This is a genomic window from Stenotrophomonas maltophilia (assembly GCF_900186865.1).
In the GTDB taxonomy this organism is placed as follows: domain Bacteria; phylum Pseudomonadota; class Gammaproteobacteria; order Xanthomonadales; family Xanthomonadaceae; genus Stenotrophomonas; species Stenotrophomonas maltophilia.
The window spans coordinates 875705-891641 of record NZ_LT906480.1; the positions used below are offsets into that span (position 1 = coordinate 875705).

The following is a 15937-nucleotide window of genomic DNA, read 5'->3' on the forward strand; positions in this document are numbered from 1 at the left end:
GCAGGGGCGTCGCCAAGAGGCCCAAGGCACCAGGTTTTGATCCTGGCATTCGTAGGTTCGAATCCTACCGCCCCTGCCAATAGCGGCTGTGTCCGCGCCTTCCAGCGCATCGCCCGCGCGGGACGTGGAAACAACCGCGGTGTTGTCAGCAGCAAGGGTCCATCGGGGTCCTTGCCGACTCCGGATCCCCGCCACTCGTCCCCGCCCGAGACAATCATGATGCAAGAGTCCCCGAACCTGCTGGTCTTTTCCGGCAACGCCAACAAACGTCTGGCGCAGAACATCTGCAAGGAACTGGGGGTTCGCCCGGGCAAGGCGCTGGTCTCGCACTTCTCCGATGGTGAAGTGCAGGTGGAGATCGAAGAGAACGTCCGCAAGCAGGACGTGTTCGTGATCCAGCCGACCTGCGCGCCGAGCGCGGAAAACCTGATGGAACTGCTGGTGCTGATCGACGCGCTCAAGCGCGCATCGGTGGCCAGCGTGACCGCCGTGGTGCCGTACTTCGGCTACTCGCGCCAGGATCGCCGCATGCGTTCCTCGCGCGTGCCGATCACCGCCAAGCTGGCGGCGAAGATGTTCAGCACCGCTGGCGCTGATCGCGTGCTGACCGTCGACCTGCACGCCGACCAGATCCAGGGCTTCTTCGATATTCCGGTGGACAACGTGTATGCGTCCCCGCTGCTGCTGGCCGACATCTGGCGCGCCTACGGCACCGAGAACCTGATCGTCGTGTCGCCGGACGTGGGCGGCGTGGTCCGCGCCCGTGCCGTGGCCAAGCGCCTGGATGACGCCGACCTGGCGATCATCGACAAGCGCCGCCCGCGCGCCAACGTCTCCACCGTGATGAACATCATCGGTGACGTCGAAGGCAAGACCTGCGTGATGGTCGATGACATCGTCGACACCGCCGGCACCCTGTGCGCCGCTGCTGCTGCCCTGAAGGCGCGCGGTGCGCTCAAGGTCGCCGCCTACTGCACCCACGCGGTGCTGTCGGGCCCGGCGGTGGACAACATCACCAATTCCCAGCTCGACGAGCTGGTGGTGACCGACACCATCCCGCTGAAGGACGCGGCGCGGGTGTGCAGCAAGATCCGCCAGCTGAGCGTGGCGGAAATGCTGGCCGAAACGATGCGTCGCATCGCCTTCGGCGAGTCGGTCAGCTCGCTGTACGTCGACTGAGTTTTTCGCCCCTGCCGGCAACGGCGGGGGCATACCCGGATGCTTCTGGTCGCGGAAGCATCTTCAACCGCCACGCCGCAGGGCGCGGCAACAACCTGAGTAGTCGAAAATGTCGAAGACCCATGAAATCAAGGTCACCAAGCGTGAACTGCAGCGTAAGGGTGCGAGCCGCCGCCTGCGTCACGCCGGTGTGATCCCGGCCATCGTGTACGGCGGCAACGCCGAGCCGGTCGCCATCAGCCTGGACCACAACGAAATCTGGCTGGCCCAGCAGAACGAGTGGTTCTATGCCTCGATCCTGGACCTGAACCTGGATGGCCAGGTGCAGAAGGTCCTGCTGCGTGACATGCAGCGCCACCCGTACAAGCAGCTGATCATGCACCTGGACTTCCAGCGCGTGAACGAGAACGAAGCCCTGACCGCTTCGGTCCCGCTGCACTTCGTCAACGAAGACACCTCGCCGGCCGGCAAGGCTGCCGACGTCGTGGTCACCCACGAACTGAAGGAAGTGACCATCACCTGCCTGCCGAAGGACCTGCCGGAGTCGATCGAAGTCGACCTGGGCGAGCTGAAGGCCGGTGACGTGGTGTACCTGTCCGACATCAAGCTGCCGAAGGGCGTGGAAATCCCGGCCCTGGCGCTGGGCAAGGACCACGACGACGCCATCGTCACCGCCAAGGCCGGCAAGGCCGACGAGGCTGACGAAGAAGCGGCTGCCGCCGAGTAATACCGTTACGGTGCCTGCCTCCGGGCAGGCACCGTACTGGAAGGAACCATGGCAGGACTGCGACTGATCGTCGGTCTGGGCAATCCCGGATCGGAACACGCCCGGACCCGGCACAATGCCGGGTTTCATTTCGTTGAGGCCCTGGCGGAGAAAGCCGGTGCGCGATGGAATGTGGACAGCAAGCTGTTCGGTGAGACCGCCAAGGTCGAGATCGCCGGACAGACGGTGTGGCTGCTCAAGCCCGCCACCTTCATGAACCTCAGCGGCAAGTCGGTCACCGCCGCACAGCGGTTCTGGAAGATCGAACCGGAAGAAACCCTGCTCGCACACGACGAACTGGACCTGGCGCCCGGCGTGGCGCGGCTGAAGTTCGACGGTGGCCACGGCGGCCAGAACGGCCTGCGCGACACCATCCGCCTGCTCGGCCACGGCAAGTTCCATCGCCTGCGCGTGGGCATCGGCCATCCCGGCCACAAGGACCGCGTAGTGGGTTGGGTGCTGGGGCGCCCGTCCAAGGAGGACGACGTGCTGATCGCGCGCGCCATCGATGATGCGATCGACGTGATGCCGCTGGCGGTACAGGGCGATTTCAGCGAAGCGATGAAGCGGCTGCACACCCCGAAGTAAGCTGTAGGTACCGACCGTTGGTCGGTGTGGAACCATCCAATCCGCTAGGTACCGGCCGTTGGTCGGTACGGAACCAACCAATCCGGTAGGTACCGACCGTTGGTCGGTACGGAGAATGATTGGAAAAGCAGCGCCCAGGCCGCTGTTTCCCCAATCACTTTCACCCCAGAGAGCTGTCACCCATGGGTATCAAATGCGGCATCGTCGGCCTGCCCAACGTCGGCAAGTCGACCCTGTTCAATGCGCTGACCAAGGCGGGTATCGCCGCGGCGAACTTCCCGTTCTGCACCATCGAGCCGAACGTCGGCATCGTGCCGGTGCCGGACCCGCGCCTGAACGAGCTGGCGGGCATCATCAACCCTCAGAAGGTCATCCCGACCGCGGTCGAGTTCGTCGACATCGCCGGCCTGGTGGCCGGTGCCGCCAGCGGTGAAGGCCTGGGCAACAAGTTCCTGGCGCACATCCGCGAAGTCGACGCGATCACCCACGTGGTGCGCTGCTTCGAGCACGGCGACATCGTGCACGTGGCTGGCAAGGTCGATCCGATCTCGGACATCGAAACCATCGACACCGAGCTGGCGCTGGCTGACCTGGACAGTGTCGAGAAGGCGCTGAACCGTGCCGAGCGTGCGGCCAAGGGCGGCGACAAGGACGCAGCGGCGCGCAAGCCGGTGCTGGCCAAGCTGCAGGCTGCGCTGTCGGACGGCAAGGCCGGTCGCTCGGTCGGCCTGGACGAGGAAGAGAAGGCGCTGGTGCGCGACCTGTTCCTGCTGACCCTGAAGCCGGTGATGTACATCGCCAACGTGCTGGAAGACGGCTTCGAGAACAACCCGCACCTGGAAGCCGTGCGTGCGCATGCTGCCGCCGAAGGCGCGCAGGTGGTGCCGGTGTCGGCCGCGATCGAAGAAGAGCTGTCCCAGCTCGATGACGAAGACCGCGATACCTTCCTGGCCGACCTGGGCCTGAGCGAGCCGGGCCTGAACCGCGTGATCAACGCGGCCTACAGCCTGCTCGGCCTGCAGACCTACTTCACCGCTGGCGTGAAGGAAGTCCGCGCGTGGACCGTACGCAAGGGCGCCACCGCCCCGCAGGCTGCCGCAGTCATCCACACCGACTTCGAGAAGGGTTTCATCCGCGCCGAAACCATCGCGTATGACGACTTCATCAAGTACAAGGGCGAAGCCGGCGCCAAGGAAGCCGGTCGCCTGCGTCTGGAAGGCAAGGAATACCGCGTGCAGGAAGGCGACATCCTGCACTTCCGCTTCAACGTCTGATCCAGCGGCATCGGATCGACCCCGGACGCCCCGCCCTGTGCGGGGCGTTCGCGTTTCCGGCGATGGACAAAAAAACACCACGCTGCGAAACGCTTGCGGTGTGATGTTCGCCGGTACTTGTCCACAGCAAACTCCCATCGCTTTCCACGTCGAGTGTGGAAAACCGGCGAACCTGATGCAGCGCCGAGCCGATGCACGGCTGCGATGGACGTGAGCAGAGCGCGGGCTCGGCGCTACCTGCCTCGATCGTGCAGCGTGGACAAATTTTGACCACGCTTCGAAGCGCTTGCGCAGCAACACTCCCACCTACTTGTCCACATCAAATCCCAACCACTCTCCACGAGGGGTGTGGAAAACCGCGAAGAGGCATGGATAAAAAATAGCCACGTCCTGAAACGCTTGCTCCATGCGGTTCGCAGGCACTTGTCCACACCTAACCCCCATCGCTTTCCACGCGGCATGTGGAAAAAGCGCCCGGCACTCCCTTGCCGGGCACTTCCCGCATCACCAGGTGTACGACACGCCCATCTGCGCACTGATATCGCGGAAGCCCATGCCACCGCTCTGCCGGCTCAATTCACCCCAGCCTCGCCAACCGCCGGACAGATTCACCTGCACACCGGCCTTGGCTTCGTAGATGTCGCGCGGCAGCTGCCGCTGCAGGCGCTCGCCGTCCATCGCCAGGCCTGCGCCATTGCCGCCGGACCACCAGTTCACCGCCACGTACGGGTGCACCTGGCCCTGCGCCGGGCTCAACCCGCGGCTGTACAGGCGCAGGCCGAGGCGGCTGCTGGTCTCGCTACCGCCGCGGTCCTCGACCACCGTGCCGTTGGCCTCGACCACGCGGTCGCTGTCATAGCGGCTATGAACCACCTGCAGCTGCGGTTCCAGGTAGATGCCGCGCTGCGCGGTGCGCCGCAGGGGGAGCACATAGCCGGCTTCGGCCGACGCACTCCAGTTGCGGGCGTCATAGCGCTCCTTCTGCAGGCCTTCGCCCTGCACGCTGTTGCGGAAGCGGCCGTACTGCAGCCAACCATCCACATAGGCGCCGCCCTGCATGCGTGCATCCTGCAGCCAGGTGGCAAAGGCGCCCACGCTGGTGCCGGTGACCACGCCACGCGCCGTGTAGCCGGTCACCTGCGATCGGCTGTCATTGCGCGCACGGCCGTGGCCGAGCATCGCACCTGCCTGCAGTTCGCCCGTGCCACCCACCTCGAAACGGCGGCCGACGCCGACCAGCACGCTGCTGATCTGCCCATCGACCTGGACCTGGCGGTTGCGGTCGTGGCTGTCGGGCTGCGCGCTGCGAAGATGCATCCAGGCCACGGCGTCGCCGCTGACGCCCGCTTCGGCGGCGGGATCACCGGCGCGGTCGTGCAGGCTGTGCCGGAACATGCCCAGCGCGGCGCTGCGGTTGGCCAGGTAGGCCGCCGGTTCCGGGCGTTCCACCTGCGGGCGCGGCGGATCGATCGGCGGCTCCGGCGGCAATGGTGGATCGACCGGCGGTTCCGGCGGCGACGGCGGATCGACCGGGGGATCTGGTGGCTGCGGCGGATCAATCGGTGGCTCCGGTGGATCGACCGGCGGCGCGTATTCCGAACGCAGGTACCAGTTGCCATCATCCGGGGTCGACACGCCGCCCTTGAACAGGAAGTAGTCGTAGGTACCGGCGACCGCGCGCCCCTGCAGGCTGAACTGTGCATCCGACTGGCCAGCCACGGTGATCAGGCGGATGCCCTCCTGGGTCAATGCACCGGCGCCGCCGGCGTTGCGCACGCTCACGTTGGCAGTGCCGCTGCTGTTGCCGTTGATCACCAGCTGATCGCCCAGCGAAGTGTCGTCGCCCAGCGCGCGGTTGAAGATCCACTGGCCACCGTTGCCCACGTAGTCGCCGCTGACGGTAACGGTCTTGAAATCGCCGGCCGCCGGCGCATCGAAAGCGATGGTGCCGGCGTGTTCGAGCGTACCGACGCTGGAACTGGAACGCACGTTCCACTGGCTGCTGTCATCCAGCGCCAGTTGTGCGACCTGGTAGCCGGAGTCATTGCGCAGGGCACCGCTGAAGGAAGTGCCGTCGCGCAGCACCATGCGAACATCCGCGGTCGCGCTGTCGACGATCACGTCGCCGCTCAGGCGGCTGTTGTCCGCGGTGAAGCGGATCTCGGACGTTGCCACCGAGCTGCCATCAGTGAACACGGTATCGCTGACCCTCAGCAGTCGGCCGCCAACCAGGTCACCTCCCTGACGGGCGACAACGGCGGTATTGTTGAGTGTCAGTTCGTGGTTGCTTCCCTGCAGCCACAACGCAGGGCCGTCCAGGGTCTCGATCTGGCTGTCGTTGAACACCAGCCGATCCCAGTAGGGACCAAATACGGTGATGTAGGAACGATAGGCGCCCGAGTTCGTTCCCAGCGCCTGGATGTGCAGGGCGTCCGCAGTGAGCTTTGCAGTGTTCATCTGCACGATGCCGAACGAGGCTGCGCCATGGGTGGTGATCGAGCCGCCGTCCAGCTGTATGTCCGCGGTACTGCCGCCCAGGAACACACCACCGGACACCGCACCGTAGGTCGCAATGTCGAGATTCCTGGCACGGATCCGGGAGTAGGGCGTTGGAGGGTTGCTGCCGGAAGCGCGCAGGCCGTAGACGCCATCGCCATGGGTATCAATGCTGCCACCGGCGATCGTCACGGTGCCACCCCATACGTCCACACCGTGGCCATACCCGTTGTCACCAAAGGTGCTGATCACAGTGTTGCTCAGGTCCGCCAGCGAATCGGCACCGGACAGCCAGATCCCGGAATTGCCATCGCGCACGGTGAAGTGCGCGCCCTCGGCGGTCAACTTGCCCCAGCTGTTGACGTTGACGCCGTAGCCGCCGGTGCTTTCAAAGCGGGCATTGGTGATTTCCGCTGTGGCGAACGTTCGACTGGTCCGGTTTCCCATCAGTCGGATGCTGCTGCCGTTGGCGGTGGCGGTGCCCCCGGTGATGCGGAGGATCCCCCCGTTGTCAATGTCGAAGTAGCCATTGATGACATCCACGTCGCGCAGCGACAACACGCTTCCGCTGCCGCTTGCGGACAGGCGGCCGCTGGAACCGTTGGTCGCCTGCGCGAACGTCATCGCCAGTGATTCCAACGAAAGCAGTGCGCCGCCGTCGGCATAGATGGCGCGGCCGGCACCGTTGCTGATCGTGGTACCCGATACATGCAGCTCGCTTCCACGTCCGCTGGAATACAGGGCATGACCATCGCTGCTTACACTGCCGCCATCGAGCCATATCTTGCCGCCGTTGGTGGCGTTGACCGTGCCGTAGCCGGAACTGTTGCGATAGGCATTGATGACCAGGTTGCTGGCGTGGATGACACTGCCGATGCCGGTTGCGTTGAGCGCATAACCGACGCCTGAACTTCCATTGCCAAGCTGTATGCGACCTCCCTGTACAAGAACACTGCCGCCTGCGGAGGCCTGGATTGCGCTGCCGCCGCCGGTGACATCGACGCGCGTGCCATCGAGCGTTGCCGTGCTGCCGGCTCCGTTCACGTCCAGGGCGAAGCCGCCCATGGAGTGCAGCAGGGTATCGCTCGCACCCAGCTGCAGGGTCTGGCCATTGATGACCTTCAGCGGCCCGGTCAGATCGGCAGCGTGGACCGGCAGCGCCGCCCACAGGGCGGTGGCCAGCAGGCTGGGAAGGAGGGGGGCAGGCGCGAGGCGCGCGCGCCCGGGCGCACGGCGGTACCGTGTGGGGGAGGCGTACATTCTGTTGGACTTCCTGTGGCAGGGCGCAGCACGGCTGCGCGAACTGGCGCGGCAGTGCCGCGTCGCTGCGGAAGCCACACGCGATGGCAGCTGCAGGCGCCATCGGACTTCCGTCCCCCAGGGCGGCGCAGCTACTGCCGGCAGGCGCACCAAGGCGGGATGCGTCCAGCCTAGAAATCGGCGCTGTCCTATGGAATCAGGCGTTTCCTAAAGCCGGTGCAGGCCCTTGTACAGGGGCTGCAGGGTTCAGCCTGGAGTGGACCTCAGGCGAACAACGAGGCCTGCAGGCAGTACTCGATCAGCGCCTGATCACTGTCCACGCCCAGCTTGCGCATCGCGCTGATCTTCTGCGTGCTGACCGTCTTGGCGCTGCGCTGCAGCTGGCGTGCAATGTCGCCCACGCTCATGCCGCCGGTGAACAGCCGGATCACTTCCAGCTCGCGCGGCGACAGCCGCGCACGCACCGCATCGGCATCGGCCGGCTCGCTCGCCGCTACCGGCAGCAGGCCCGGGGGCCGGTAGACGCGGTCGGCCAGCACCACGCGCAGGGCCTGTACCAGGCTGCCCAATCCATGGCTCTTGAGCACCACGCCGCCGGCACCAGCGGCATACATCGCCGCAACCAACGACGGGTTGGACACCATCGTCAGCACCAGCAGGCGCGTCTCCGGGAAGCTGCGGCGCAGGAACGAGATCAGCTTGATGCCGTCCCCGAAGCGGTCGCCCCCTGGCATGCTGTAGTCGGTGATCACCGCCTGTGGCCGGGTCCGGGTCATCAGCTCGATCAGCGTCGCCGGGTCGGCCGCTTCGCCCACGACCTCGAGGTCCAGCTCCCCGGCCAGTACGTCGCGGATGCCGGCAAGCACGATCGGGTGGTCGTCGGCGATGAGGATCCGTGTGGTCATGGCGGGTTCGGGTCGTCAGATGAGGAAGGAGATACCGCGCCGAGCAGCGGATGCAGCAGCTGTTCGAGGCGTCGCTGGAAGCCGGCAAGCGGAGCCTCCTGGGTGACCAGGTCATCGCCGCCTGCGAGGCCCTGTTCGATCTGCAGGCCGCTGTCCACCAGCGCAGGTGCGCCGACGATGACCAGTGCGCCGCGGATGCGATGCAGTACCTGCACCACGCGCGCGGGATCGGCGGTGGCAATCGACTGGCGCAGGCTGTCCAGGTCAGCCTGCATGGTCTGCACGAACAATGCCTGCATTCTTGCGGGAACCTGCAGCGGCGGATCATCATCGCGCGTATCGGTGGATACAGGACTTTGCGGCGGCGCGGAAACCGCCACATCGCCCTGGGTGATCCGGATCAGCAGGCGTTGCAGCGCTTCCAGCGTGATCGGCTTGACCAGCACGCCCTGCATGCCCGATTCCTGGCAGCGTTGGCGTTCGGCCGGATCGGCGTTGGCGGTGGCTCCGTGGATCGGCACGCTGACACCGCGCGCCCGCAAGGCGCGCGCCAGGCCATAGCCATCCATCCCGGGCATGTTCAGGTCGGTCAGCACCAGCGCGAACGCGCCCTGCTGCCAGTAGCCCAGCGCTTCATTGCCATCGCTGGCGACCACGGCACGGCAGCCGAGCTGTTCCAGCTGGTCGCGCAGGATCGCCTGGTTGATCGGGTTGTCCTCGGCCACCAGCACCTGCAGGCCGAAACGACGCGTCGCCGGCAGGCGCCCTTCGGCGCTCGCCGCCAGTGGCTGGCCACTGGCCGCGGCCAACGCGAGCACGATCGCATCGAACCGGTGCAGGCCAACCTGCCAGAAGCCATCAATGTGCCGGGGGCGCACGCCGCCTTCGCGGCAGGCGACCACACGCGGTCCACCGGCCCACCGGGGCAGCGGGTCGTCAAGGACCAGGTCGAGCAGCACGGTGGGCGATGGCAAGTCTGCCGTGCTGTCTTCCCGGTACACGCTGGCCTGTGCACCACGCTGCTGCAGGCGTTCGCACAGCGATTGCACCAGCTCGCGCACGCTGCCCCGTACCTGGACCTGCAGGCCCGCAGGCAGCTGCGGCGCAGGGGATTGCTGCGGATCCGCCGGCGCCGGTGGCAGCGGCAGTTCGACGCTGAAGCTGCTGCCCAGGCCGCTCTCGCTGACCACACGCAGCTGGCCTTCCATCAACGCCACAAGATGCGCGCAGATGGCCAGCCCCAGGCCGGTGCCGCGCATCGCATCGGTGCCCGGGTTGGCCTGGAAGAACGGCTCGAACAGGTGCGCCTGGTGTTCGCTGGCAATGCCGATACCGGTATCGGCGACCTGCCACTGCAGCCAGCAGCGTTGCTCCTGCCAGCGTGCCGAAACGCGCACCACCACGCGCCCGCTGTCGGTGAACTTCAGTGCGTTGCTGATCAGGTTGTTGAGGACCTGGCGGATCCGCGCGGCATCACCGCACACCACGGGTGGCACGTCGGCATCGATGCAGGCGTAGAACCGCAGCCCCTTGTTGGCGGCCGCGGCAGCATACGAGTCGAGCGCATCCTCGGTCAGTCGCACCGGATCGAACGGGCTGGGCTCCAGGCTCAGTTGCCCGGCCTCGGCCTTGCTGACGTCGAGGATGTCGCTGATCAGCTGCATCAGGGTCGAGGACGAACGCTGGATCGTCGCCAGATAGTCCTGCTGCCGCGCATCCAGTGGTGTGAGTCCGAGCAGTTCGAGGGTGCCGAGCACGCCGTACAGCGGCGTGCGGATTTCATGGCTCATGGTGGCCAGGAACTGGCTCTTGGCCCGGTTGGCCTGGTCGGCGGCACGGCGCGCCTGCTGCAGCACCTGTTCGGCTTCATGCTGGCTGCTGAGATCGATGAACAGACACAGCACCGCCGGCTCGCCGCGATAGCGCGCCGGCGTCGCGGTCACCAGCAGGTGGCGGCCTTCGGGCGTGGTGTAGGCCAGCCCATCGCCGAGCGTGGTGCCTCCAGCGGCCAGCACGCTGCGCCGCCAAGGGCCATGCCAGCCTCCGCTGTGGTGGTCTTCGCCCAGCCAGCGGCGGGCGAGGGTGTTGTCCAGCAGCACATTGCCATCGGTACGGCGCAGCAGGCACAGCCCGATCGGCGCGTTGTCCAGGATGGTGCGGCTGAAGGCCTCGCTTTCCAGCAGGCGCGCGTGGTTGCTGCGCAGTGGTTCGATGACCGAACGCCGATACGCGCGCAGCAGCAGCGTGCCACCCAACGCCAGCAGCAGCGCCACCACGGTCGCGCCGAGCAAGGGCCCCTGTGGGTGCTGGAACACCTGCCGCCAGCTGACGTGGTACACCGCCAGCCAGCCGCGCTCGCTGCGCATGCGGAACTGCAGGCCTGCAAGGCCGGCCTTCCAGGAGGTGCCAGCGTCACTGGCGTCTGCTGCATCGCCCAGCAGGCGCTGGCCATCGGTATCGAACAGCGACAGCCGCTGGAACACCGGAACACCCAGCACCTGCCGGTAGTCATCGACACGTCCCGGATCGAGCAGGCAGGCCAGCGCGGCCTGTGAATCCTTGTCGTCCTCGCCCCACAGGCGTGCATCCTGCGGCGCATGCGCGATGGCCAGCAAACGGGTCTGCCGGTCGCGCCACGGTACGCTCACCCAGACGATGCCACCGCGCTGCAGCGCCGGACGCGTGCCCATGACCCGGTGGATGTCGGCGATCGCCGGGCGCAGGTGATGCGGGCTGTTCTGGCTCGCATCGGTAACGCCGATCTGCACCGGTGCCAGCAGCCCGCGCGTGCCCTGGCCATCGACCAGCAGGCATTGCGGTGGTGGGTAGTGCGAGGCCGACCAGAACGTGCCGTAGAAGCGCAGGAAACGATCGCCCAGCTCGTTCGGTAGCGAAAGACTGGCTCCCTCGCTCCCGATCGCCGCGAAGTTGGCGAACAACGGGCCGCGTTGCAGTTCCACGCTGGCATCGGCAACCGGCTGTCCTCGAGCGCCGACATCGTGCAGCCGCCACTGGCGCAGGAAGCGCTCCTGCTCGCGAAGCGTGCCGTCCAGGCGGCGGAAGTGGTACTCGATCTTGCTGCGCTCTTCGTTCAAAAGCTGCGAGCCGGCCGACAGCAGCAGTCCGGCCTGCAGGGTCGCCAGCACCACCACGCCGATCAGCAGGGCGTGGACGCGCAGTGAGCGGCGAGCGAGTCGGCGAACAGGGGCGGCCTCGGCCGGCATGGCGGGTCTCAGGGTGGGGGCGGACAGAGGCACCGGTGGCGGCAGCGCAAAGTCCGCCGCCACTGCACAGACAGGATCGTCAATGCGACTTGATGATGTTGTGAAGTCGCTGTGGAATCCGTGTCAGCTCAGGGCGGCTCGCGATCTTTCATCCAGTTGCGGTGCTTCTTCGTCCAGCAGGCGGGTGAACTCGTCTGAGGGCAGCGCCTGCGAGATCAGGAAACCCTGCACCTGGCTGCACCCCAGCTGCCGCAGTGCGGCCAGGTCGGCATCACTTTCCACGCCCTCGGCCACAATGGTCAGGCCCAGCTGGTTGGCCAGCGCGATCACCGTCGACAGGGTCAGGTGCAGGGCCGGGTCACGGGCGCAGCCACTGACCAGCGCGCGGTCGATCTTGACCTCCGTGAAGGGGGTATTGACCAGGTTGTGGACCGAACTCAGGCCCTGCCCGAAATCATCCTGGGCCAGGCCGAAGCCCTTCATGCGCAGCCGGCAGGCACCGGCATAGAAGTCGCTGACGTGCCGTGTGGTGCTGTTTTCCATCAGTTCGAAGCACAACTCACCGGGGGTACCGCCGTGGGCCAGGGTCAGCGCCAGCAGCTCATCGGGCAGGTCCGACTGCTCCAGCAGATGAGGCGGCAGGTTGATCGATACCGGTACCCGGAAGCCTTGCATGCGCCATCGTGCCTGCGCGCTGATGCTGGCCTTGAGCATCATCCGCAGCAGATCGCCCTCCAGCCCGTATCGGCAGATCGCCGGGAGGAAGCTGCCAGCGGCCAGCGTGCCCAGCTGCGGATGGCGCCAGCGCACCAGTGCCTCGGCCGCCACGACCCGCCCTGACTGCAGTGACTTTTTCGGTTGGAACCAGGCCGTCAGGCTGCCATCGGCCATGGCCTGGCGCAGCTGCGATGCATCCGGTTCGGGGGCTGCCGCCGCCGCGCTTGACGGTGCCTTGCCGGTGACCGGACGCGCCTGAGCCAGGGCCTCGAACAGCGCGTCCACGTCAGCGGCCGCCACCGGCTTGGGCAGCAGGCCGACCACCTCCAGCCCCAGCGATTCGGCCATCAGCCGTGCCGAGGTCATCATCCGCCGCGGGGCCGCGCTGACCACGGCAAGGCGGGGTGGGCGTGGCTGCGCCGCCAGCGCCTGGATGAACTGGATGCCGTCCTGCCCGGGCATCAGCAGGTCACTGACCACCAGGTCGTAGGGCTGGCAGGCACACAGTGCGATGGCGGCATCCACGTCTTCGCAGGCATCGACCTGGACGCCGACGCGGCTGCCGAAAAGATTGGCCAGGAAACCACGCTGGAAGGGCTGGTCTTCCAGGATCAGGACACGCTGGGTCATGCGGGATCTCCTTGGCGCAGGGCGGTGAGTGCCTTGCGCAGGCGGGCGATGTCGATAGGTTTGCTGAGGTAGCCCTGCATGCCACTGGCCAGGCAGCGCTCGCGCTCTTCGGCGGTGGCATTGGCGGTGGCGCCGATCACCGGTACCAGGTTGCCGTCATCGCGCAGCTCGCGGGCCAGCGCGTGGCCGTCCATGCGCGGCATGTTGATGTCGGTCACCACCAGATCGAAGCACTGCTCGCGGCACCGTTGCAGCGCTTCAATGCCATCCTGTGCCAGCTCCACGTCGCAGCCGAGGGTGCGCAGCTGCTCAGCCAGGATCACCCGGTTGATCGGGTTGTCCTCGACCGCCAGCACGCGCAGCCCCAGCGGCACGGGCGGTGCCAAGCGCGTGGTCTCCGGCTGCGCCGCACGTTGCTGCTGCACGTTGGCCAGCGCATTGCCGATCGCGGTCATGCCATGCAGGGTCACGACCAGGCTGCCATCGGCGGCAGTGATCGGCTGGTCACCGCCCTCGATCGATGCCACCACGCGCGGGCCCGACCATGCCAGCGGAGTGGCTGCTTCGCCATCCATCAGGATCGCGCCGTCATGGTCCAGCAGCGTCGGGTCACCAAGCAGGGGCTGCGCGTTGGCACCCCAGCGACACAGCCAGCCACAGGCACTGTCGACCAGCTCGCGGTCGCGGCCGCGCACCAGGATCGGTGGTTCCGGCAGCAATGTGGGCCCATCCTCGGCAGCGGCCAGCACCGGCAATGGCAGGCGGACGCTGAAGCTGCTGCCCAGGCCCGGCTCGCTCACCACCTGCAGCTCGCCGCTCATCAAGCGCACCAGACGGTCGCTGATGGACAGGCCCAGGCCGGTACCCTGCGCGCTGGCCGCGCCGCGGACCTGGCGGAACGGTTCGAACAGCCGCGCCTGTTCCTCCGCAGCAATACCCACGCCGGTATCGGTCACCTGCCAGGCCAGCACGCTCGATTCACCTTCGCGCTGTACCTGGCGCACGCGCAACACCACCCGGCCATGCTCGGTGAACTTGATCGCGTTGCTGAGCAGGTTGCCCAGCACCTGGCGGATGCGGTCGGCATCACCGAGCACCCGCGTCGGCAGGCGCGGATCGGTGCAGACCAGGATCTGCAGGCCCTTGCAGGTGGCTGACGCGGCGAAGCTGCGCAGCACACTCTCGGTCAGCTCGCGCGGCGAGAACGCAGCCGGCTCCAGGCTGAGCTGCCCTGACTCGATCTTGGACACATCCAGCACATCACTGATCAACTGCAGCAGGACCGACGAGGAACTCTCGATGGTGCGCAGGTATTGCGACTGCCGGGCGTCCAGCGAGGTGTGCCCCAGCAGCTCCAGCGTGCCCAGCACGCCGTACAGCGGAGTGCGGATTTCATGGCTCATGGTGGCCAGGAACGCGCTCTTGGCTTGGTTGGCCGCATCGGCCGCCTGGCGTGCCGACGACAGTGCGGCCTGTGCCTGGCGGTGTCGGGAAATATCATGGAAGACGCATAGCAGCACATCATCGCCCTGGTAGCGGCAGGCCGCGTGCAGCACCTGCAGCTGGCGCCCGTCGCGGGTGGTGAATTCCAGTCCGCGCCCGCGCTCGCCGGCATGTCCACGCCATGGCGCCTGCCAGTCGCTATGTTCGCCTTCCTCGCCGAGCCAGTCGCGCAGCAGCTGGTTGGACAGCAGCAGCGCGCGGTCGTTGCGGCGCAGGACGCAGATGCCGACCGGCGCCATGTCGATCACCGTCGAACTGAAGTCCAGGTTCTCCAGCAGGCGGCGGTGCTGCTGCAGGGCCGGCTGGATCAGCTGCAGGTCCACGCGATGCCGTAGCAGGCGCAGCGCAACACCGGCCAGCAGCAGCAACAGCACGCAGACCAGCAGGGGCACGGCCAGGTCGCCCAGCAGCAGCTGCGGCGGCAGGTGGTAGACCAACCGCCAGCCGTCATTGCCGACACTTTTCACCAGCGCTACGCCGCGCGGCAGGCCGCCGCTCCATAACGTACCGAAGCTGTCGTCCTGGCGTTCCCGCAGGATTGTCCAGCCCGCGCGATCCAGCCGCGGCGCCTGGCTGGACAATGCAGGCTGCCCAGAACGGTCGAGCAACGCATAACCGCCGATGCCCTGGCCATCGATCATGCCCGCCGCTGCATCTGTATCAAGCAGCAGTACCAGCCACTGCGCCGGATGGGGACCGGACTGCACCGGCTGCGCCAGTGCGACGCCACGGTCACCCGGGCGCAGCCAGTACACCCGGTCAGCGCCCTCGAGGCTGCCGTTGCGCGCCTGCAGTGCACGCAGCGACGGCAGGCGCGCCAGGTCGACGTCGACCGCGTCGCCGGCCAGCCAATGCGCACCCCGCGCATCGACCAGCAGCAGGTGCGTCTGCAGCGCCTGCAGCGTGCGCTCGGCACGCGCTGACAACAGCAGCCGTTGTCCCGGCTGGCCACCGGGACCATCCAGCGGCACCTGGCGCATCCCTTCGCTGTCCGCAGCTGGCGCATCCGGGCGGCCGGCCAGCACCGAATCGCCCAGGTAGCGCAGCAGGGCTTCGCGCTGGTCGAAATAGATCTGGGCCCTGTAGGCCGCTGCATTCATCTCGCGGCGATGGGTCGAGATGTCCTCGGTGAATGCCGTGAGCAGGTAGAACCCGGCCGCGGCGGCCAGGCAGATGAAGACACAGACGGTCAGGCAGCGCAACAGCACCGACGCGGTGGTCGATGGCACTGTCTTCTGCAGCGAAGGGCGGGGGAAGCGGAACATGCAACGATGCTAGGAAGCGGCGCGGACGGCGCGGAATCAGCTGTTTCCTAAAATCCCCGGCTGGCCGACCGGCCCGGAGCCTGCACGCGGGCACCGTTCAGGTGGCAAAAAAAGGAACCCCCGCCGAAGC

The 15937-nt window shown here is 66.9% G+C and carries 9 protein-coding genes and 1 tRNA gene; 5 read left to right on the plus strand and 5 right to left on the minus strand.

Annotation, left to right across the window (positions count from 1 at the left end):
• The first annotated feature begins 2 nt into the window (after positions 1-2).
• The 5 genes from CKW06_RS04070 (at position 3) to ychF (ending at position 3807) form a co-directional block, all read left to right on the plus strand.
• Positions 3-79 (plus strand) — tRNA-Gln (locus tag CKW06_RS04070).
• Between the two features lie 140 nt (positions 80-219).
• Entirely contained in the window at positions 220-1179 is a 960-nt protein-coding gene (locus tag CKW06_RS04075) for a ribose-phosphate diphosphokinase (protein WP_005415400.1), read from the plus strand.
• 109 nt (positions 1180-1288) lie between these two features.
• Positions 1289-1906 carry a 50S ribosomal protein L25/general stress protein Ctc gene (locus CKW06_RS04080; protein ID WP_005408191.1) on the plus strand — a complete coding sequence of 206 codons (618 nt, stop codon included), beginning with the start codon at positions 1289-1291 and terminating at the stop codon, positions 1904-1906.
• Between the two features lie 48 nt (positions 1907-1954).
• On the plus strand, positions 1955-2533 hold the full coding sequence (gene pth, locus CKW06_RS04085; protein ID WP_005408192.1) for an aminoacyl-tRNA hydrolase: 579 nt from the start codon (positions 1955-1957) through the stop codon (positions 2531-2533).
• A gap of 182 nt (positions 2534-2715) precedes the next feature.
• The gene (ychF, locus tag CKW06_RS04090; protein ID WP_005408193.1) at positions 2716-3807 is read left to right on the plus strand and encodes a redox-regulated ATPase YchF; all 1092 of its coding nucleotides are present in this window, start codon (positions 2716-2718) and stop codon (positions 3805-3807) included.
• Positions 3808-4311: 504 nt separating this feature from the next.
• On the opposite strand, the gene CKW06_RS04095 is transcribed toward ychF, so the two are convergent.
• The 5 genes from CKW06_RS04095 to CKW06_RS04115 all read right to left on the minus strand — a co-directional run bounded on the left by CKW06_RS04095 (position 4312) and on the right by CKW06_RS04115 (position 15807).
• Positions 4312-7563: an autotransporter outer membrane beta-barrel domain-containing protein gene (locus tag CKW06_RS04095; protein WP_024957324.1), complete on the minus strand. Its 3252-nt coding sequence runs from the start codon at positions 7561-7563 to the stop codon at positions 4312-4314.
• A 263-nt stretch (positions 7564-7826) separates the two neighbouring features.
• Positions 7827-8468: a response regulator gene (locus CKW06_RS04100; protein WP_005408195.1), complete on the minus strand. Its 642-nt coding sequence runs from the start codon at positions 8466-8468 to the stop codon at positions 7827-7829.
• Entirely contained in the window at positions 8465-11692 is a 3228-nt protein-coding gene (locus CKW06_RS04105; RefSeq protein WP_024957323.1) for a hybrid sensor histidine kinase/response regulator, read from the minus strand. The genes CKW06_RS04100 and CKW06_RS04105 overlap by 4 nt, the downstream gene beginning before the upstream one ends.
• 123 nt (positions 11693-11815) lie before the next feature.
• Positions 11816-13039, minus strand: a complete 1224-nt coding sequence (locus CKW06_RS04110; protein ID WP_024957322.1) for an EAL domain-containing response regulator — start codon at positions 13037-13039, stop codon at positions 11816-11818.
• Positions 13036-15807 (minus strand): response regulator, encoded by a 2772-nt coding sequence (locus tag CKW06_RS04115; protein ID WP_024957321.1) that lies wholly within the window; start codon positions 15805-15807, stop codon positions 13036-13038. The genes CKW06_RS04110 and CKW06_RS04115 overlap by 4 nt, the downstream gene beginning before the upstream one ends.
• Between the last annotated feature and the right edge of the window lie 130 nt (positions 15808-15937).

Excerpts from the sequence above, each read along its gene's own strand:
- pth (WP_005408192.1), top strand. The coding sequence starts at position 1,955 with ATGGCAGGACTGCGACTGATCGTCGGTCTGGGCAATCCCGGATCGGAA.
- CKW06_RS04110 (WP_024957322.1), bottom strand. The coding sequence starts at position 13,039 with ATGACCCAGCGTGTCCTGATCCTGGAAGACCAGCCCTTCCAGCGTGGT.
- CKW06_RS04115 (WP_024957321.1), bottom strand. The coding sequence starts at position 15,807 with ATGTTCCGCTTCCCCCGCCCTTCGCTGCAGAAGACAGTGCCATCGACC.
- CKW06_RS04075 (WP_005415400.1), top strand. The coding sequence starts at position 220 with ATGCAAGAGTCCCCGAACCTGCTGGTCTTTTCCGGCAACGCCAACAAA.
- CKW06_RS04100 (WP_005408195.1), bottom strand. The coding sequence starts at position 8,468 with ATGACCACACGGATCCTCATCGCCGACGACCACCCGATCGTGCTTGCC.
- CKW06_RS04095 (WP_024957324.1), bottom strand. The coding sequence starts at position 7,563 with ATGTACGCCTCCCCCACACGGTACCGCCGTGCGCCCGGGCGCGCGCGC.
- CKW06_RS04080 (WP_005408191.1), top strand. The coding sequence starts at position 1,289 with ATGTCGAAGACCCATGAAATCAAGGTCACCAAGCGTGAACTGCAGCGT.
- CKW06_RS04105 (WP_024957323.1), bottom strand. The coding sequence starts at position 11,692 with ATGCCGGCCGAGGCCGCCCCTGTTCGCCGACTCGCTCGCCGCTCACTG.
- ychF (WP_005408193.1), top strand. The coding sequence starts at position 2,716 with ATGGGTATCAAATGCGGCATCGTCGGCCTGCCCAACGTCGGCAAGTCG.